The organism is Vreelandella sp. H-I2, from assembly GCF_052959335.1.
Window position 1 is genome coordinate 218428 of record NZ_JBRAMC010000004.1, and the last position, 18685, is coordinate 237112.

The following is an 18685-nucleotide window of genomic DNA, read 5'->3' on the forward strand; positions in this document are numbered from 1 at the left end:
AAAATTATTTATCGCGGTGTATGCGTATCCGGTAGAGCACACAATAAACTACCGGCAGTACTATCAGCGTGAGCAGTGTCGCGACACCGAGCCCCCCAATCAGCGCTACCGCCATGCTGGCAAAGAAGGCATCGCTAATCAGCGGAATCATCCCCAGCATGGTGGTCAACGCGGCCATGGCCACCGGGCGCACCCGGCTAACGGCCGCTCGTACCACAGCATGGTAGCGATCTTGATGCAACGGCAGTTGCACGTTGATCTCCTCGACGAGCACGATAGCGTTTTTAATCACCATCCCAATTAAACTCAGCGTGCCAAGCAGTGCCATAAAAGAGAAAGGCAAACCGGTGAGCAACAATGCCCCAACAACGCCGATAATCGTTAACGGTACCAGCGACCAAATGGCTAATGGTTGGCGGAAGTTGTTAAACAGCACCACGGTAATAATAAACATCATCACCAGCCCCAACGGTAGCGAAGAGAATAGCCCGCTCTGGGCCTCGCCAGCCGTCTCATACTCGCCGCCCCACTCCAGCCGATAGCCAGGTGGCAATTCCAACGCTTCCACCTGAGGGCGGATGCCGGCCAGTACACTGGCGGCGGTCACACCCCTTAGCGGATCCGGCTCGCCGTACACCGCTAGCATGCGTTCACGGTTGCGGCGCATGATTAGCGGGTCCGCCACCTGGGTAGTGATATCGCTGATCACTTGGTCGGCGGTGATATAGCGCCCTTGCTCGGCACTCCAAACATTGAGCGAGCCGAGGTTATCTACATCGTGACGCTGTTCAGGAATCGCCCGCGCCACCATGGGAATCAGATCGCTGCCGTCGCGATAAACGCCCACCTGACTGCCGCTGGTACTCAATGCCAACGTGCTGGCCAAGTCGTCACGGGTAACGCCTAATCTGCGCGCGGTATCTTCCATAAATACCGGTTTAATCGCTTGTACTCGGTTTCGCCAGCTGGTGCGTACGCTAGTCATATGGGGCGTATCACGGAACATGGCTTCCACCTGGTCGCCCAATTGGCGAAGCACCTCGGGATCGCTGCCATAGAAGCGTGCTTCCAACTTGGCTTTGGGCGCAGGGCCGACTTCCAGCGGCGCAATTTTGTAGTCGATATCGCTGTGGTGGCGCTTAAGCACCCGTTCAACATCGGCCATGCGTTCACGCTGAGTGGCTTTATCGTCGGTTTCGACGATCAACTGCGCGTAGCTGGCATAGCGGTCTTCCGGCGAGTAGGTGAGGGTAAAGCGCTGCGCGCCGCCACCTACCGTGGTGGTGAGGTGACGAATGCCCGGCATTTCCATCACGCTGTCTTCCAGTTCACTGACACGACGCTGAGTTTCGAGGATATCCGTGCCTTCCGGCATGCGGTAATCGACAAAAAAGATCGGTGTGTTCGACGCTGGGAAGAAGGCATTTTTAACCGAGCCAAAGCCGACCACCGCGCCAGCCAATATCGCTCCCACCAGCACTAGCGTGACCCAACGAAACCGAATGCCCGTGATGATCGCTCGGCTAAAAAACCGATAAACCACCCCTTTGTAGGGGTCCTCCTGACCATCGCCCGGGGCCACATTGCGGAAAAACAGCTTGAAGTAGAAAGGCGTGAGCGTCAGCGCGGTAATCCAGCTGAGCAGCAACGAGTAAAGCAGCACGAAAAACAGCGAGCCGATGAACTCACCCGTGGTATCGGGCGATAGGCCAATGGGCGCAAAGGCAGCAATCGCAATCAGCGTGGCCGCCAGCAACGGCCATGCGTTTTGGCGAACTACCTGATGGGCTGAATCACGGATGCTGTGCCCACGTTTTAACCCGACCAGCATGCCTTCGGTGACCACTATGGCGTTGTCTACTAGCATACCAAGGGCGATAATCAGCGCACCCAGCGAGATCTTTTCCAACTGCAAGCCGTGAAAACGCATCAGCATAAAGGTGCCAATAATGGTGATCAGCAGGATAAAACCCATCAATAGACCGCTGCGCCAGCCCATAAACAGCATCAGCACAACGATCACAATAGCCACTGCCTGGATCAAGCTCATCAGGAAACCCGATACCGCCTCATCGACCACTTGCGGCTGGTCGTAAACGACATTGAGTTCCATACCCAGCGGCGTGCGTGATTCCAGCTCCGCGATACGCTGTTGCAGCCGTTCACCAACCTCGACCACGTTCACACCACTTTTAAACGAGATTCCCAGCGAGATGGCCGGCCTGCCCATATCGCGATAAAGCTGCTGGGGTTGCTCCGCCAGTTCTCGGCTCACATCAGCAACATCGCTCAACCGTACCAACTCGCCATCACCTTCACTGACAATTAACGCGCGCAGGTCCTCAATGTTTGCCGCACTTCCCGTCGGCGTGATTCTGAAGCGGCGACCATCTTGTTTAAGATGCCCTGAATTGGCCACCGCATTCTGGGTATCGAATAACTGCTGTAGACGGGTTAGCGGAATATTCAGTGCGCGCAAGCGCTCGCGGTCGACTTCAATGTAAATGCGCTCTTCATGCTCACCGCCCAGCGATACTTTCTCGACCCCTTCTACCAATGTCAGCTCACGCTTGAGAAAATCAGCATGGTCGGCCAGGTCGGGCATGCGGTAGCTTTCGCCAGTCAGGTTAACCATGAAGCCAAATACATCGCCAAAATCGTCGTTAACCCGTGACTGACTGGCTCCCGGTGGTAGTGCTGCCTGGGCATCCTGTACTTTACGGCGCAGCGAATCCCACAGCTGCTCCAACTCCTCGTTTTGCACAGTGCTTTCCAGCTCGACGGTAATCTGCGAAAGGCCGTCAGAACTCACCGAGCTGATGCGTTTGATCGACGACATCTCCTGAATCGACTCTTCCAGAGTCGAGGTGACCTCCTGCTCGACTTCTTCAGGCGTTGCACCAGGGTATTGTGTGGTGATGAGCGCGTTGCGAATGGTGAATTCAGGGAATTCTAGCTGGCCCATGCCTAAAAACGACAGCGCGCCACCTGCCAGCAGCACGATTGTCATTAAATAACTGGCTGCTCGGTGACGTAAAAAATAGTCGACCATATCAAAGCCCCTGCTCTTTTTCCCACGGCGTCACCTGGGTGTCCGCGGCTAAGCGGTGAGCACCGGCGGCCACAATACGGTCACCTGCCGCTAATTCGCCGCTGACCTCTAATCCGTTCGACGTTAAGGCCCCGACATTAATCGGCACCGCCTCAACGCTTTCTGACTCGGAAAATCGCCATACCTGGGCTTGATCAGGATCGCCACCTGCATAACTCACCGCCTCAGGCGGCAAATGCCAAACCGGCGTAGCGTGAGTGGATTGCAACTCACTTAAGTCCAGCCGTACGTTAGCGCTCATGCCATCCAACAAGGTGATGTCGTCGGGCTGGGGAAGCGTGAGGGTAACTTCATATGCCAAGCTCTGCGCGCTGGCTTGGGTGGTGTAGGACGCTAGCTGAGCAAGATAGGGTTTATCGCTGTTACCAAAGCGTACTTCATACGCCAAACCATTACCGAAAGGGGCATCATTGCCTCGCGGCATGCGTTGAACAATCTGCTCGGGCAGGTGAAACACCACATCTAACTGGCCTGGTTGCTGAATCACCGCAACCGTTTCCTGCACCTGTACAATCTGGCGGTTATCCACCGGTACTTGAGCGATCACGCCATCATAAGGGGCGCGCAGTTGGGTATGCGTGACCTGCTCCTGAGCCTGCTCGAAGTTGGCCCGGGCAGCCCGCCACTCGCTTTCCGCCTCATCAAACTGGGATTGACTGACCGCGCCGCGTTCCAGGGTATAGCGCATGCGCTCTAGCTGAGCCTTGGCGAGCTCCAAGCGCGAACGAGCGCTATCCAGTGCGCTCTGCGCATTGCGATCATCAATGCGCGCAATCAGCTCACCCTCACTTACCTGCTGACCGGGACTCACATTGAGCTCCAGTAGCTCCCCCGCCATACGAAACGACAAATTGCTTCGAGTAGAGGCTTCCACCCGTGCTGGAAACTGGCGCAAGGCAGAGGCATTTGCCGACTGCAATGTCATCAACTTCACGGGTCTAACCACCTCGTTTGACTGCGCCTGCGGCTGCTCGCAGCCCATTAGCATCAGCAGGACCAGCGTGACTGGCAGATAACGGAGAAGAGTAACGGGCACGGCAGGCTCCTTGATGGCGGACAGTGCAGCTTTTTAACCCTGAGTTTCAAATCTGAATTTCAAACCTGGGCTTTAAATCGAAGTTTCAAATTTTAATTCGGAAAATACCTAACTGTAAAAACGACGCGGGATAGCGTATACACTTCACTGACATTCATGAATGTCAGTGAAGTGTATAATAATCACCATTCGGCGACTTTGCTATCTATCAATGCCAAAATACCACTACCTCTATCCATAGGAGCCGCTATGTCCCGTCGTAAGGCAGACGCCGAACGTACCAGAGAAACTATTCTGGACGCGGCAGAGACCACCTTTTTAGCTCAAGGCGTGTCGCGCACTACATTGGCGCACATTGCTGAAGCGGCGGGGGTGACAAGGGGAGCCATTTATTGGCACTTTGAAGACAAAGCCGCACTGTTCAATGCGCTGCTTGAACGAGTGCGAATCCCGCTGGATGAGATTGTCGATGATGCAGCGCTCCGCCTCGGCGCGACGCCGATCGCTTGCCTACGTGAAATAGCCCAGCGCTCGCTAGCCGGGATCTGTCACGACCTGCCGCTCCAGCGGGCCGCCACTATCGTGCTACACCGCTGCGAGAAACTGGAAGACGACCATCCGCGCATAAGCATGATTACGCGGCTCTCAGAGCATGCCGAAGTGCGGGTCGAGCAACTATTCGAACAGGCGCAGCTAGCCGGCCTCCTCCGCGCCGACCTTACGCCCGAAAGCGCACGCCGCCAATTTCACAGTTTTTTGATTGGCACTTGCTTTGATTGGCTGCAAGACACCCAGCAGTACTCGCTGGATGATGCCCGCGAGAGCATTGTCGAAACGTTGATGCGCGGGCTTTTGGCCGCATGACCGCCAGCCATACCACCGCGATGCACTCTTACGACAATGCCTAATGCTCAAAGCTGGTTCTGTTGCTCAAGCGCTCGGGCATTAACTTTGTCTCCTGCCCAGCCGAGAGCATTCACCTGCAGGGACGCTTCGACAGCTACCCGAAACGCCACGGCGAGATCATCATGCAGCGCGAACCGGCCAACATCACAAACCTCCATAGCTTGGCTAATGCAGTAACGACACGTTAGATTAACCCTTTCATCTACTAAGGGAGCCCATGATGGGCATTGAGACCGTTCGTCAGTTTTTTGCCGAGCACGCGCCGGATATCACTATTGAAGTGCTGGAGACCAGCACCGCGACCGTCGAGCTTGCGGCGCAGGCCCATGGCGTAGCGCCGGGTCAAATTGCCAAGACGCTTGCGTTTAAAGTTGGGGAGCAACCGTTATTGATTGTCGCAAGCGGCAATGCGCGTATCGACAACCGCAAGATCCGCGATACCTTCGGCGGCAAAGCCAAAATGCTCGATGCGGACACGGTGATGGAGCTTACCAGTCATCCCATCGGCGGCGTTTGCCCGTTTGGACTCGCTACCAATGTGCCGGTTTACTGCGATGAGTCGCTCCATGCCTATGACGAGGTGCTGCCCGCGGCAGGCTCTCCCACTAGTGCTGTAAGGCTAAGCCCCCAGCGACTGGCTGAACTGGTCAACGCACAGTGGGTCGATGTATGTTCACCGACTGATGCGCCCTAGCTGCGCTTTTACAATCCGCGTAAGATAGCCGGGCTGATAGGGGCTAACACGCTCCTACAGCAAAGTTCTCAGGGCGGGGTGAAAGTCCCCACCGGCGGTGATGCAGCCTTTATCAGGCAGCTAAGCCCGCGAGCGCTCAAGCAAGCGATTGCTTGAGGTCAGCAGATTCGGTGAAAAACCGAAGCCGACGGTGATAGTCCGGATGAAAGAGAACGGCACCCTAGACAGGCGATACAACCGTGGCTTTGGCCATTGTGTACGGCTACCTGTCAATTGTGTCGCGTGCCCTGATTCTGGTGCAACTTATCCAAGAGAATGACCATGAATCAGACATTTCCGTTAACGCTTTCCCTTCATACCACCTCTCAGCGTATTGCGTTTATCCAAGGCCATTGGCATCAGGATATCGTCGAAAAAGCGTATGAAGCGTTTATCTACGAGGTAGAACGCTGCGGGCTTAGCGCCGATCAGGTGGATACGTTTACCGTTTCCGGCGCCTACGAAATCCCCCTGCAGGCCAAAGTGCTCGCCGAGAGCGGCCGCTATGGCGCGATTGTTGGCGCGGGTTTTGTAGTGGATGGCGGTATCTATCGCCACGACTTTGTCGCCCATGCGGTTATTGATGGCATGATGCGCGTCCAGCTCGACACCCAGGTACCGGTGATCTCGGCGGTACTGACCCCGCACCACTTTCATGAACACAGCACGCACCACGACTTCTACACCCAGCACTTTGTTACCAAGGGCAAGGAAGCCGCCCAGGCGTGTCTCAACACCATGGAAAGCTTACATAGAGCCCGCAAGCTAAGCGACGTTTGATGCACTGCGATTCAGGTCCGGCCACGTGACGAGCCTGAATCGCTTAATACTGTCTTGCTGTTCATCGTCGATAAGCGCAGTTGTAAATAAAGATTTTGCAAACACTTATCTCAGTTTACATCCAGCAAGTAACCATAAAACGCCGTATTGCGCTGCCAGCCCAACGACTCATAAAGCCCCTGCGCACGCTCGTTGCTTACCTGGGTCATCAATACCAGGCGCGCCACACCATGTTCGCGGGCAAGCTGGGCGGCGGCTTGCATCAAGGCACGGCCAGTCCCTTGGCCCCGGCTTGTAGGCGATACGTACAGGTCGTTCAGCGTCCAGCGTGTATTCAGCCCCACCGTGGATAAGCCGGGATAGAGCTGCACAAATCCATCAACCTCGCCGAGCGCATTTTCGCTGACCAGAATAAAGGCGTCCCCTAGCCCGAAGCGTTGGCTCAAAAAGTGTCGAGCGCCATCAGGGTCGCTCTTTTGCTGATAAAACTGCCGGTACTCATCCAACAGTACGGTCAGCGCATCCAGATCGTTGAGTACGGCGGCCCGAACATGGCTCATGAGGCTCTCCTGTCATGTTATTGATTTTCACAGTCTGCCGTTATAGTGGTACCTGCATAAGAGCCACTTTATAAAATAACGAGGGTACCAGTGATGCGTCGTGCCGCGTCTAGTGAATGGCTGATTGATGCGCTAGCCCTGCGAGTCAGCGCCAGCGGTGACATGACATTGGTGTACCAGCTCTACAGCACGCTGCGTACCTGGATTCAACGCGGCGAGCTGGAGGCGGGGGCACCTTTGCCGTCTTCAAGGCATCTTTCACAAGCGCTAAACATTAGCCGTAATACCGTACTGGCTGCCATGGACCGATTGCAGGCTGAAGGACTGATTGTTTCCCGGCGCGGGGCTGGCTTGTATGTAGCAAAACTGCCTACGATGCCGCTTCCCGTTGACCAGCCAGCCACCGCACTCGTTGAATACTCAGCCCGGGGGCAGGCGCTGCTTGACCTCTGCGGAACGCTAAGCCAGCACTATCATGCCTTCGCTCCCGGCATTCCAGGCCTGGACCTTTTTCCGCATGCCCAGTGGCAGCGCCTGTTAAGGCGCCACTTTCACCAAGCTGATACCGCCTGGTTCTCCTATCAGTCGCTGGGTGGCTTACCCGCCTTGAAGGACGCGCTGTGCGATTACCTGACGCTCTCCCGCGCAGTGCGCTGTCGGCCTGAACAGATCGTGATTACTCAAGGGGCCCAGCAGGCGTTTGAACTGATTGTGCAATTATTGACCGACAGCGGCGAAAGCGTCTGGATGGAGGAGCCGGGCTATGGCGGGGCGCATACCGCGTTTCTGGCCGCCGGACTGTCGATCACCCCGGTGCCGGTGGATGAAGACGGCATGAATCCCGCCCTGTGCCCCACGCCTGGCTCATCGCCCAGTCTGATTTACGTTACGCCGTCTCACCAGTACCCAAGCGGGGTAACCATGCCGGTTCCTCGCCGCCTGACGCTGCTGGATCACGCCGCCCGGCATGGCGCCTGGATTATTGAGGATGATTATGACAGTGAATTCCGTTACGACACGCCACCGGTTCCCTCGCTGCAGGGGCTTGCCGAACAGACGGCGGTGATCTATGTCGGCACGTTCAGCAAAGTGCTCTACCCAGGGCTGCGGCTGGGCTATTTAGTGCTTCCCGAAGCGCTGGTTGACGCTTTCAGACTTGCCCACGCCCGGCTTCACCGGGAGGGCAATTACCCAACGCAGTCGGCACTGGCCGAGTTTATCGTCAAGGGGCACTTTTCCCGCCATATCGCCCGCATGCGTGGCCACTACCGCCAGCGGCAAGCGTGCCTGAGAAACGCCCTGACACCGGCAATTGAACAGGGCCTTACGCTCTCATCGGGCCATGCCGGTATGCACCTGGTGGCCGAGCTGGATAACCAGACACAGGAACGGCGACTTATTGAACTGGCACACAAGGCGAATATCACGCTTTCACCCCTATCTCGCTACTATCTAGGCCAGCCGCAGCGCGCCGGGCTGGTATTGGGCTATGCCGGTGCCACCGAAAACGAACTACTGACAGCAGGGCGCTGGCTTAGCCAGGCGTGGCTCAGCCTGCATGAAGAATAATTTGTCAGAAAGACTCCCGTGCCAAGCAACTGTATTGTCCCATAACAACCACTAGCGAATAGCGCCAAGAGTAGCCATGCTATGAGTGAGTCGACTGCCTGCGTGTTCCACAGCATCGTGATACTACTGTAGCGTTTGGCACCCTTTATCCATGAAAACAGCAACAGAACACGACGTTCGTAATGGGGTTTAATGTGGCTAAACCGCTCTCTTCGCACGCAGACACGTATGCATCGCGATGTAAGGCCTGGAGTGTGCATGCGTTAACCGCCAGCGGTGTACTGCTAGGCACCATGGCCCTGCTTGCGCTTAACGACGACAACCCGGTCGCTTGCCTGCTCTGGCTGGGTGCGGCAATGCTAGTCGATGGCTTCGATGGTACGCTGGCGCGCAAATATGAGGTGAAAACGATACTGCCTCACTTCGACGGCTCCACGCTGGATATGGTCATCGATTACCTTACCTGGGCCTTTATCCCTGCACTGTTCATCTACTACTTTATTCCATTGCCAGCCGGTACGGGGCTGCTCACGGTATTCACCATTCTACTCTCCTCCATATTTTGTTTTTGCAACGTGAATATGAAAAGCCAGGATAACTACTTTGTGGGTTTTCCTGCCGCCTGGAATATCGCCGCGGCGAGTTTTTATATTCTCGACCTGCCACCCTGGCTCACCTTTGCGACTATCCTATTTTTGGCCATGCTTACCGTCACGAGAATGAAGTTTCTTCACCCCTTCCGGGTAAAAACACTTATGCCGCTCAATATCGCTGTCACGTTAGCATGGTGCGTATGCGCTACGTCACTGGTGCTCTCCAGCCCCCAGCACGCAACCTGGGCGCTTTGGGGTTGGGGCATTACCTCAGCTTATTTCGCCGGTATGTGCCTGTGGCGAACGGCGCAAGAGTGGTTCGACTGGACGAAACCCCCGACGACGACGAGGATGTAAGATGGCATTGACCCAGCGGCAGCAGGAGAGATTCAGAGCGCTGGCAGCAGACATCGAAGGGATCGATGTCGAGGCCTACGAACGCTTCAATCGCGATCCACTTGAGCCGATCATCGGGCTTGGCAAGCCGAATCTGCGCGTCGGCTTTTTCGGGCGCGACCCAGGGCGTGATGAGGTACGCCACGGCGAACCTTTCATCGGGGCCGGCGGGCAGTGGGTCAGAAAGGCGCTCTACATGCAACTGTATGGCGAGGAGATGCCGGACTTTGAGGCATCAAAAGCCGTAGGCGAGCACTTTTTCTGGATCAACACCGTGCCCTACAAGCCCGTGGGCAACAAGGCATGGTCCATGAAGGTCAAGCGCCACTTTCACGGCCTGATGAATGAGGTTCTAATCTCGCGCTGGGAAGGACGGACACTGATTACGCTGGGGCGCGAAGCCTTCCTGTGGTTCGGTATCGGCCGCCCAAAAGAGGAGCGCGACAGGCTGGAAGCCTTTTGGAAGCAAGAGGATCGCTTTGAAAGCAGTCTCGAGGTGACCCTAGAGGATGATCAGGGTGAAGCACAAACCTTTACACTCTACCCGCTACCGCACCCTTCTCCGCTCAATCAAACCTGGTATGCGCGCTTTCCAGCGCTCTTGAAGCAGCGCCTGGAACAGCTGGAGGTTCGCCAGGACAACCTCACCTTGTAAGGTACGCGGATGTGCAGCACAGACACAGAAATAATTCCAGAAAAGCTAACCAAACCTAGCGAAGAGTCCTTCTGGGATGGCTATTCCGGCTACGTAAGCCTCTCTCATTGCCCAAGAGTGGAGAAGTTCAGTAGCACCTTCTGACCACTTGCGCAAAGCGCCATCTCGACGGCTTGTCGCCAGTCTTGGGCAGGAAACACTTGATAGCCAGGCATCTCTATCTGGTCTAAAAGACCCCAGATAGCTAAAAATTTGTTCTGCCAAGCGTCTACGGACATCCTGGATAAAGAATCACGCAAGTGAAACTTTCTATAGAGAGCCCTGGGCTTGGAATTCACTTGAATCGCCTGCCCCGTCAATAAGCCGTAGGCGATAAATGTCGTCCCCGATGCCATTGATTGCAATATACTTGCCGCAACTGGCCCCCCTAGAGCATCGAACACCACGTCAGACTCACGGGCCACACGCGAGATCTGCGAGATATCTTGTATAGATACCGGTTTGATACCCAGTTTTTCCAGGCGTACAACTCTACTTTCAGAACGGTATATGCCAGCGACTTCCTTGGCGCCGTGCTTATATGCCCACGCCCCGAGGTAATCAGCGCAATTGGACCCTGCTCCAGAGAGAAGGACACGCTTTCCCTTTACAGGCCAAGTCTCAAGCATGGTCAAGGCAGCCAAGGGGTTAATATAGGCCCGTGCGGCAACGGCATCAGAGATGGTATCGGGGACGGGCACTGCGAGAGCAGCATCGCAACCTAAAATCGTCTGCCAAGTACCCTCGCCTCGCAATGGAAGAACTCGCTTACCGATTAGGTAAGAATATTTTTGCGGAGCATCAATAACGCGACCAACCCCTTCGTAACCGGCGACAGCGGGAAGCCTTATACGATGCGAGTAAGCACCGCTGATGGGAATCAGGTCAGACGGGTTCACCGGGGCATACGACATCTTCACCGTGAGCTCTTCCTCACCCATGCATGGAACTCCCATTGTTTCCATCTTTAACTTTTCAAGCGGCCTTCCGAACGACCGATAGGTGAGAGATTGACGACGCATGGGTACCTCGAATGATGAATGAACCTAGGTGATGCCCACTACATGCGCCTGCGCCTCTTCAACCATCTCAGTAGCCATTTCCCCCACCGTGCGCACGGCCTCTTCTATCGCCGGGGTTAGCGTAAACGCATAGTTCAGGCGCAGGCACTGGCGAAACTTTCCCGAGGCTGAAAAAAGTGACCCCGGCGCCACATGGATAGAACGCTTGGCCAAACGCTCGTTCAAGCGCACACAATCCACGGCAGCAGGCAGCTCTACCCATAACAAAAAACCGCCCTGCGGGTAGCTGATACCTGAGCCCTTGGGGAAGTAGCGCTGCACCCAACTGATCATGATGTCTCGTTGGCGCTGATACTGCCGTGTGGCGAAGCGAAGGTGGCGCTCGTAATACCCTTTAGCCACGAACTCCGCCACCGCTAGCTGCGGCAGCGTGGCCGAGGCACCGGTGGAGACGTATTTCATATGCAGCGCCTGATCAAGATAACGGCCCGGTGCTAGCCAGCCGACCCGTAGCCCAGGTCCCAATGTTTTGGAAAAGCCACTACACAGCAATACGCGACCATCATCATCAAAAGATTTCACCGTACGCGGCCTTGGGTGGGAAAACGCCAATTCGCCGTAGATGTCATCTTCGACAATGGCCACATCAAAGCGTTGGGCGAGCTGAAAAAGCGCTCGTTTGCGCGCTTCCGGCATGGTGTAGCCCAGTGGGTTATTATAGGTAGGCGTGATCTGGATCGCGCGGATTGGCCACTGCTCCAAAGCCAGCTCCAACGCTTCCAGACTGATACCCGTTTGCGGATCAGTGGGGATTTCCAGCGCTTTTAAGCCGTTAGCTTTGAGAATCTGCATGGTGCCGTAAAAGCTGGGTGAATCAACGGCCACTACATCGCCAGGCTGAGTGAGTGTGCGCAACGAAATAGAAAGCGCCTCCTGGCAGCCGGTGGTGACCATGATGTCGTCGGGGTGCAGCAAACAGCCCGAAGAAATAGCCAGCCGCGCCACCTGTTGGCGAAGCTCAGGGCTACCGCTGAGTTTGTCGTAATTGAATCCAATCAGGTCATTACTGCGATGCAGGCCGGCAAGAATTTTCGACAGTGGGCGTAGCGACTCATATTCCAAATTTGGAGCGCCACGTCCTAATAAAAGTCGACTTTCATCGCGATGTGTTGCCACCAACTCCAGCACTTGATCCCATTGGGAAACCTCCAGCGGCCGCTGGGCAGGGCGAGATACCGATGGCAGCACTGAAGGCACCCTGCTCGGCAACACGAAGTAGCCTGACTTTGGCCGCGACTCGATCAAGGCCACATCCATCAACTGCCGGTAGGCCTCCTGAGCCGTTGAGATGCTAACGCCCAGTTCCTGACACACCGCTCGGATAGAGGGCAGGCGATCACCGACACGATAGATACCGTGTTCGATTCGTTCCCTCAATATTGCTGCAATCTCTTCATAACGTGTCATGACAACTATCATCCCCGGCCATAAAAACAATACAGACAGCCATAAAGAGGCCATACAGAGGCATAATACACCTTACCTGTATCTTAAAAATAAAAAACTCTATATCTGTATCACAAATAGCGTACTGAGTAATCTGAATAGGCAAACCACCGGAGGATTAACCATGCCCCGCTTCAGCCTCACTCAGCTTCGCTATCGTCTACGCTGCTACCGTGAATGCCGACGCAGCCGTCGCCAACTGCTGGCACTTGATGACCGACTCCTAAAAGATATTGGCATTAGTCGTTCACAGGCAAAAAAAGAAGGTAAAAGAGCTTTTTGGAAACACGCAAATATTAATAAGGATTCTCCATGAACAGCGTCGAGTATTACCTGCTGGATGTATTTACTGACACCCCGTTCTCAGGTAATCAATTGGCGGTTTTTACCGATAGCGAAACGCTTGATACAAGTACCATGCAGGCTATCGCCAACGAGTTGAATCTCGCCGAAACGGTATTTTTAGGTGCTGCAAAAGCGCCGCACCACTATCCGATGCGAATATTTACGCCAACTCAGGAGCTGCCGTTTGCCGGGCACCCCACCGTGGGTACCGCGCAGCTACTCGCCGAACTCGGCTTGGTTGACCGGCAACAAACGCTCGTGCTGCAGCCGTCCGTGGGTGAGCTGGCGATAAGCTATGAGAAGGGAAGAGCAACGTTTACCACCGCTCAGGCGGCCAAATTGACAGACAGCACGCTTGATCACGCCAGCGCAGCGACACTACTCGGCCTTGGCCGTCATCAGGTTATTGGCGACCCGGTGGTTGCCTCCTGCGGGTTGCCCTACCACTTGATTGAGCTTGCGGATGTCGCAGCATTAGAGAGCGTCAACATATCGCCAACGACATGGGCGAATGCCGTTACGGCTAGCAGCGCCGAACAGGTATACCTGTATGTGATTGAGACGTCGGATAACGCGGAAACAGTGCTTCGCAGCCGGATGTTCTCAAGAGAGCATGGCCTGTGCGAAGACTCTGCTACCGGCAGTGCAGCGGCAGCCCTCACCGGCTACTTAGCCGATAAGCAATCCAACGCCTTACATTGCCGGGTTCATCAGGGTGTTGAGATGGGACGACCAAGCGTGATCTACACCGCCGCCAACGGGCCCATTAAGCCAGGATTGGTGACGGTGAGTGGTAGTGCGGTAGTCATTGGAAGGGGCGTGTTGACCACACATCAGTAGCGTTATAACCGGTGCTAAACGCCCCTAGCAGCACTTTTGGCAGCAATAGTGCTCGCTGCTATCAGGCAATCGTTACGTCTTTAGAGAGGTAGACATCCTGAATGGCATGCAGCAGGTCAACGCCTTCGTTCATTGGCTTTTGGAACGCTTTGCGTCCCGAAATCAAGCCCATCCCCCCGGCGCGTTTGTTAATGACAGCGGTACGCACCGCGTCACCGAGATCAGTGTGTCCTTTGGAGCCGCCGCCGGAATTAATCAATCCTGCCCGACCCATAAAACAGTTGGCGACCTGATAGCGGGCCAGATCAATAGGATGATCCGTAGTCAATTCACTATACACATTATCGTGAGTATGACCGAAACCGACCGCCGTGTAGCCGCCGTTATTCTCAGGCAGTTTCTGTTTGACGATATCCGCCTTGAGGGTGGCTGCCATGTGGTTAGCTTGGCTGGTGAGGTCGGCAGACACGTGATAATCAATGCCGTCCTGCTTGAAGGCAGGGTTACGCAGATACGCCCACAATACCGTCACCATGCCTAACTGATGGGCCCGTTCGAAGGCCTCACTAATTTCCATGATCTGCCGACGGCTCTCATGGGAACCAAAGTAAATCGTCGCGCCTACCGCGACGCAGCCCATATCGTGCGCCTGCTCTACTTCGGCAAACATCGTTTGATCGTATATCGCCGGATGGCTCAGCGTTTCGTTGTGATTTAGCTTCAGCATCATCGGGATCTTATGCGCATAGCGACGCGCCACCGACGACAGCACACCGAGCGTCGAGGCCACGCCGTTACAGCCGCCTTCGAGCGCCAGCTCGACAATATTGGCCGGATCGAAGTAGCGCGGATTAGGTGCAAAAGAAGCGCCAGCCGAGTGCTCAATACCCTGGTCTACCGGCAACAGGCTAAGGTAGCCGGTGCCTGCCAAGCGACCATGGTTAAAGAAGTTTTGCATATTACGCAGCACCGCGGGGCTGCGGTCGTTATCGACCATGACCCGATCGATGAAGTCGGGGCCGGGTAAATGCAAACTATCGCGGCGAATTCCCTGACACGTATGGTTAAGAAGGCTCTCGGCATCGTTGCCGAGCAAAGCGGCTATATCGGTGGTCATGAAACACTCCTTTGCTCTTAATTTGTAATAAAGTGTAAGTGTACGTCAAACACTTCTTCAATAGAGCATAGAGCTTAAATATAACCTGGGAAAGTACCGCCCCATGTACTAAAGGAAAAACACGGGGCAGTAAGTTCGCCAATTGCGTTATGCCGCCTGGACTTCGATGCGTCGCGTGCGGTGGCTATCCTTTTTGGGCAGCGTTAACGTCAGCACACCATTGACGATAGTGGCCGTAATGGCGTCGCTATCAACTTCGTGGCTGAGGTTAAAACGACGTGCAAACCGCTGTCCACGCACCTCGGCATGCAGTGCACTCATTCCTTCGGGCATGTTCAACGCTATTTCACCCTCCAAGCTCAGCACGTTGTTGTCGAGCTCGACGTTAAGGGTTTCGTGAGTGACGCCGGGCATATCCGCTACCAACTTGAGAGCGTTAGACTCCTCAATGATATCCACCGCTGGCAGCAGGGTTTCCTGAGAGCGCTTGTCTTCATCACGCCGCTGAAGCGGAGAGTGGTTAGATGAACGAACAACATTATTCATGGTTTATCGCCTCCTTAATCAAGGTTCATAAACATGACTCAGGCTGCCTGAACATCAATACGGCGCGGTTTTAACTCCTCCCGCTTAGGCAGCACAATCTCAAACACGCCATGAGCATGGCGCGCTTCAGCCCGCTCGGCATCTAAGCCGTCAGGCAGTGCGATAGCCCGCACGAACTCACCACTGGGGCGCTCACGGCGAAATACCGGGCGCGAGCTACCATCCTCGTTACTGGCCCCTACCGGTTCGCGTTTGCCACGCAGGGTGAGCACATTGTCTTGTACATCAATGGTCAGGTCCGAAGGTGCCAACCCGGCAGCAAACACATAGACGCGCACGGCGTCATCGCTGCGGGCGACGTTAATCATCGGAAAGCTACCCCGCGGCACCGAGCGAATATCCATCGCATTACCGTCGGGAAAGAAGCCGTCCAGCAGTTGACTAAACCAGTCAAACTGTCGAGGCGAGCCGGTTTCAAAACGCTTGAGATCGTCAAACATAGCGAACACCTCCTAGAGTAGACAGATGATCAAAAGAGGCAGCCACGCTAGAGAGCAGCGCCTCCGTAACCTGCAAAATAGGAGCTTTCAAACAGCTTTCAAGGGGGGCAATAACAATTTTTTTTGGCGGCTTACGAAGTGTCAATTAAGAAGGTAGCAGCGCTTTTATTTCACCCCGCACGCCCCAGTGCTAAGCATACAGAGTGCTTACCATTCAAAGAATCTTTAAAAAACAATGTTTATGGCAGCCGGTGTAGCTACCTATTTGTTGATTACCCAAGTTTTAGGCCAGCGGGCAATCATCGCGGTGACAATAACGGCAAAGAGTAGCCTTGCCCACAAGATGCCCGCTATATCGGCCCCCAGCATCAAGATCAGCAGCGTGTCTTCTATAACGCTATGGCAGAGGCCGAGAAAGCATAGTGCAAGCGTGCTATTACGCTTACTAAGCACCCCATTCTGCACGTCACGAATCAGCAGCCCTGCGCCGTAGCTTAATCCCAACGTAAAACCAATCACCGTTACATTAGCTGCCGAACGGCCAATACCTAATAGCTTGAGTAGCGGTAGCAAGCCAAGATGAATCCAGCGCTCCAGGCCGAGCTTTTTCAGAAGTTTTAGGAGCACAATCAGCGCTAAAATAATCACAAAGATAAGCGCTAACGTTTCAAGCTGTGCAATCGCCCAACTGCCTAGCGTAGGCGCTGTCGATAAATGTGGTTGCCATACCAATGCTGCAGGTACTTGTAACAAACCAAAATACGAATAAAAGCAGTGCAAGAGCCAAGCAAGCAGCAAAGCCCCACCTACACGCAGGACTAACGTAGCCCACCAGGGTACGCCAGCGCGCTTGGCAACGGCTCCCTCAACGGGAATCGAGTGCCCTACCAGCATCAACGCACCCAGCACCGTTACTTGCTCGACACTCAAGTGCATATCACCGGCTACTTGAAGAAATACCGCAATGGCGGTGTACAAGTTGGTAAAGAGCGCCGCCGCCCACACAACGCCCAACTGCTCGGGCAAGCCGAGTATGCTCATTAAGGGAGCTAATACCATTCCCAGCCAGCCGATAACACCCAAGAGTTCTAATCCTTTGACGATAAGCAACGCCGGAATCAGGATTTTGAGCAACGTCAGGTACACGCGCAGCGCGTCTTGTAATAAGTGGGTTATCCAAGCCAATAGATGATGAATTGTTATCTGCATCAAGCCTCCGTTGCCATCATTAGAACAACGGTTATGATAACGGGACTCGCGCAGAATCTTCTTTTCAATTCCACACTAACAATCACTATTCGTTCTTTATGAACTCAGAAAGGACATTTTATTTCATGGACGCCATTGATCGACGAATCCTTGACCAGCTTCAGCGTAACTCCAGCCTGACCAACCAGGCGCTAGCGGATGCGATAGGGCTTTCACCCTCTGCCTGTTTAAAGCGCGTTAATCGATTACGCGACGCTGGAATCATTGAACGGGAGGTAGCACTACTCAACCCTGACGCCCTAGGGCAGTGCCTACACATGGTGGTTGAAGTCACCATGGAGCGGGATAACAAATCACTCTACAGGCGTTTTTTAACAACAGCGCTAAGCGCCCCTGAAGTGAAGCAGTGCTATCAGGTAACTGGCGAGTGTGATTTTGTATTGATCGTGACAGTTGCTGATTTAGATGGATACGATAGCTTTTGTGATCGTGTGCTCTATGGCGATGACAACCTGCGCAAGTTCCGCACGCTACTGTCGCGTAAGCGGCATAAGTTTGATACATCCGTTCAGCTCAGTCGTTGAGAGCTGCTCAAGCCGTCAGCCCAATGCCCCGCAAAATCACCGAGGTCACCGACTGCACGGCTTTTTCGAGCTGTAAGTCATCCAGCGGTTGGTCGTCGTTAAGCAGGAAGATTTGTTAGTAGAAATCAGCGTAGTGCTGAGTTGAGGCCCAAATCATATACAGTAGGTAGGAGGGCTCCACAGGGTTGATCTGGCCCGACCCACTCGCGAATTTTCAACTCTTTAAGCTTGGCCCACTCGTAAAGATTGTCGCGCAGGCGATCTTTAAGGATCGGCGCGCCCTGCATGACTTCGGCGGCCCATACTTTGGAACCGTGCGCGCGGTTACGCGAGTGGCTCATCTTGGCGCGAATATAGGTGGAGAGCACCACGCGTGGGTCATCGTAGAGTTCAAAACAGAGTGCCTCCTGCTTCCATACTTCCAGAAGCTCCAGCAAGACATCCTGATACAGCGTTTTTTTGGTCGAGAAATAGTAGTGAACATTGGACTTTGAAAGGTCGACCAGTTGGGCGATCTCCCCCATGGAGGCGCCAGCATAGCCCTTTTCGGCAAACAGCTGTTCAGCCGCCTGGAGAATCTTTTTGACGTTGGTTTGCCGAATTTCGTCCTGGGTTCTCGCCACGCTATCTTCGTCCC

The 18685-nt window shown here is 54.6% G+C and carries 18 protein-coding genes, 2 pseudogenes and 1 riboswitch; of the genes and pseudogenes, 10 read left to right on the forward strand and 10 right to left on the reverse strand.

Annotated features, from left to right (window positions below; genetic code table 11):
- Nucleotides 1-4 precede the first annotated feature (4 nt).
- Both ACUVOF_RS11785 and ACUVOF_RS11790 read right to left on the reverse strand, forming a co-directional pair.
- Complete coding sequence (locus tag ACUVOF_RS11785) at nucleotides 5-3052, reverse strand: efflux RND transporter permease subunit (protein ID WP_447044535.1); 3048 nt, start codon at nucleotides 3050-3052, stop codon at nucleotides 5-7.
- A 1-nt stretch (nucleotide 3053) separates the two neighbouring features.
- A complete protein-coding gene (locus ACUVOF_RS11790) occupies nucleotides 3054-4148 on the reverse strand; it encodes an efflux RND transporter periplasmic adaptor subunit (RefSeq protein ID WP_447044536.1) in 1095 nt (364 codons plus the stop codon).
- Nucleotides 4149-4397: 249 nt separating this feature from the next.
- Between ACUVOF_RS11790 and ACUVOF_RS11795 the strand changes: the two genes are divergently transcribed.
- The 4 genes and pseudogenes from ACUVOF_RS11795 (at nucleotide 4398) to ACUVOF_RS11810 (ending at nucleotide 6567) form a co-directional block, all read left to right on the forward strand.
- Nucleotides 4398-5012 carry a TetR family transcriptional regulator gene (locus ACUVOF_RS11795; protein ID WP_447044537.1) on the forward strand — a complete coding sequence of 205 codons (615 nt, stop codon included), beginning with the start codon at nucleotides 4398-4400 and terminating at the stop codon, nucleotides 5010-5012.
- Nucleotides 5006-5167 (forward strand): annotated as a pseudogene (locus tag ACUVOF_RS11800) (cytosine deaminase); the annotation flags it as partial. The gene ACUVOF_RS11795 and the pseudogene ACUVOF_RS11800, both read left to right, overlap by 7 nt.
- Nucleotides 5168-5274: 107 nt before the next feature.
- The gene (locus tag ACUVOF_RS11805) at nucleotides 5275-5748 is read left to right on the forward strand and encodes a YbaK/EbsC family protein (protein ID WP_447044538.1); all 474 of its coding nucleotides are present in this window, start codon (nucleotides 5275-5277) and stop codon (nucleotides 5746-5748) included.
- 60 nt (nucleotides 5749-5808) lie between these two features.
- Nucleotides 5809-5966: riboswitch (FMN riboswitch) on the forward strand.
- A gap of 103 nt (nucleotides 5967-6069) precedes the next feature.
- Nucleotides 6070-6567 (forward strand): 6,7-dimethyl-8-ribityllumazine synthase, encoded by a 498-nt coding sequence (locus tag ACUVOF_RS11810; RefSeq protein ID WP_447044539.1) that lies wholly within the window; start codon nucleotides 6070-6072, stop codon nucleotides 6565-6567.
- 110 nt (nucleotides 6568-6677) lie between these two features.
- On the opposite strand, the gene ACUVOF_RS11815 is transcribed toward ACUVOF_RS11810, so the two are convergent.
- Complete coding sequence (locus ACUVOF_RS11815) at nucleotides 6678-7127, reverse strand: GNAT family N-acetyltransferase (RefSeq protein ID WP_447044540.1); 450 nt, start codon at nucleotides 7125-7127, stop codon at nucleotides 6678-6680.
- Nucleotides 7128-7220: 93 nt separating this feature from the next.
- Between ACUVOF_RS11815 and pdxR the strand changes: the two genes are divergently transcribed.
- From pdxR to ACUVOF_RS11830, 3 genes are all read left to right on the forward strand, one after another.
- The gene (gene pdxR / locus ACUVOF_RS11820; RefSeq protein ID WP_447044807.1) at nucleotides 7221-8696 is read left to right on the forward strand and encodes a MocR-like pyridoxine biosynthesis transcription factor PdxR; all 1476 of its coding nucleotides are present in this window, start codon (nucleotides 7221-7223) and stop codon (nucleotides 8694-8696) included.
- A gap of 182 nt (nucleotides 8697-8878) precedes the next feature.
- On the forward strand, nucleotides 8879-9646 hold the full coding sequence (pcsA, locus tag ACUVOF_RS11825) for a phosphatidylcholine synthase (RefSeq protein ID WP_447044541.1): 768 nt from the start codon (nucleotides 8879-8881) through the stop codon (nucleotides 9644-9646).
- A 1-nt stretch (nucleotide 9647) separates the two neighbouring features.
- Entirely contained in the window at nucleotides 9648-10340 is a 693-nt protein-coding gene (locus tag ACUVOF_RS11830) for a uracil-DNA glycosylase family protein (RefSeq protein ID WP_447044542.1), read from the forward strand.
- Nucleotides 10341-10444: 104 nt separating this feature from the next.
- Here ACUVOF_RS11830 and ACUVOF_RS11835 read toward each other — a convergent pair whose 3' ends face one another.
- Nucleotides 10445-11335, reverse strand: a complete 891-nt coding sequence (locus ACUVOF_RS11835; RefSeq protein WP_447044543.1) for a zinc-dependent alcohol dehydrogenase family protein — start codon at nucleotides 11333-11335, stop codon at nucleotides 10445-10447.
- Between the two features lie 90 nt (nucleotides 11336-11425).
- The gene (locus ACUVOF_RS11840) at nucleotides 11426-12868 is read right to left on the reverse strand and encodes an aminotransferase-like domain-containing protein (protein ID WP_447044544.1); all 1443 of its coding nucleotides are present in this window, start codon (nucleotides 12866-12868) and stop codon (nucleotides 11426-11428) included.
- Between ACUVOF_RS11840 and ACUVOF_RS11845 the strand changes: the two genes are divergently transcribed.
- Both ACUVOF_RS11845 and ACUVOF_RS11850 read left to right on the forward strand, forming a co-directional pair.
- The gene (locus ACUVOF_RS11845) at nucleotides 12867-13223 is read left to right on the forward strand and encodes a DUF1127 domain-containing protein (protein ID WP_447044545.1); all 357 of its coding nucleotides are present in this window, start codon (nucleotides 12867-12869) and stop codon (nucleotides 13221-13223) included. The two genes, ACUVOF_RS11840 and ACUVOF_RS11845, sit on opposite strands and share 2 nt — an antisense overlap.
- Nucleotides 13220-14092, forward strand: a complete 873-nt coding sequence (locus ACUVOF_RS11850) for a PhzF family phenazine biosynthesis protein (protein WP_447044546.1) — start codon at nucleotides 13220-13222, stop codon at nucleotides 14090-14092. Before ACUVOF_RS11845 ends, ACUVOF_RS11850 begins: the two co-directional genes overlap by 4 nt.
- 61 nt (nucleotides 14093-14153) lie before the next feature.
- Here the strand turns inward: ACUVOF_RS11850 and ACUVOF_RS11855 are convergent, their stop codons facing one another.
- The 4 genes from ACUVOF_RS11855 to ACUVOF_RS11870 form a co-directional block, all read right to left on the reverse strand.
- Entirely contained in the window at nucleotides 14154-15209 is a 1056-nt protein-coding gene (locus ACUVOF_RS11855; protein ID WP_447044547.1) for a class I fructose-bisphosphate aldolase, read from the reverse strand.
- Between the two features lie 147 nt (nucleotides 15210-15356).
- The gene (locus tag ACUVOF_RS11860) at nucleotides 15357-15755 is read right to left on the reverse strand and encodes an Hsp20/alpha crystallin family protein (protein WP_447044548.1); all 399 of its coding nucleotides are present in this window, start codon (nucleotides 15753-15755) and stop codon (nucleotides 15357-15359) included.
- A gap of 38 nt (nucleotides 15756-15793) precedes the next feature.
- Nucleotides 15794-16255, reverse strand: a complete 462-nt coding sequence (locus tag ACUVOF_RS11865) for an Hsp20/alpha crystallin family protein (RefSeq protein WP_447044549.1) — start codon at nucleotides 16253-16255, stop codon at nucleotides 15794-15796.
- A 261-nt stretch (nucleotides 16256-16516) separates the two neighbouring features.
- Nucleotides 16517-17464 carry a hypothetical protein gene (locus tag ACUVOF_RS11870; protein ID WP_447044550.1) on the reverse strand — a complete coding sequence of 316 codons (948 nt, stop codon included), beginning with the start codon at nucleotides 17462-17464 and terminating at the stop codon, nucleotides 16517-16519.
- A 125-nt stretch (nucleotides 17465-17589) separates the two neighbouring features.
- Between ACUVOF_RS11870 and ACUVOF_RS11875 the strand changes: the two genes are divergently transcribed.
- The gene (locus tag ACUVOF_RS11875) at nucleotides 17590-18048 is read left to right on the forward strand and encodes an Lrp/AsnC family transcriptional regulator (protein WP_447044551.1); all 459 of its coding nucleotides are present in this window, start codon (nucleotides 17590-17592) and stop codon (nucleotides 18046-18048) included.
- 115 nt (nucleotides 18049-18163) lie between these two features.
- On the opposite strand, the pseudogene ACUVOF_RS11880 reads toward ACUVOF_RS11875, so the two are convergent.
- Nucleotides 18164-18572 (reverse strand): annotated as a pseudogene (locus ACUVOF_RS11880) (TetR family transcriptional regulator C-terminal domain-containing protein).
- Nucleotides 18573-18685: the final 113 nt, after the last annotated feature.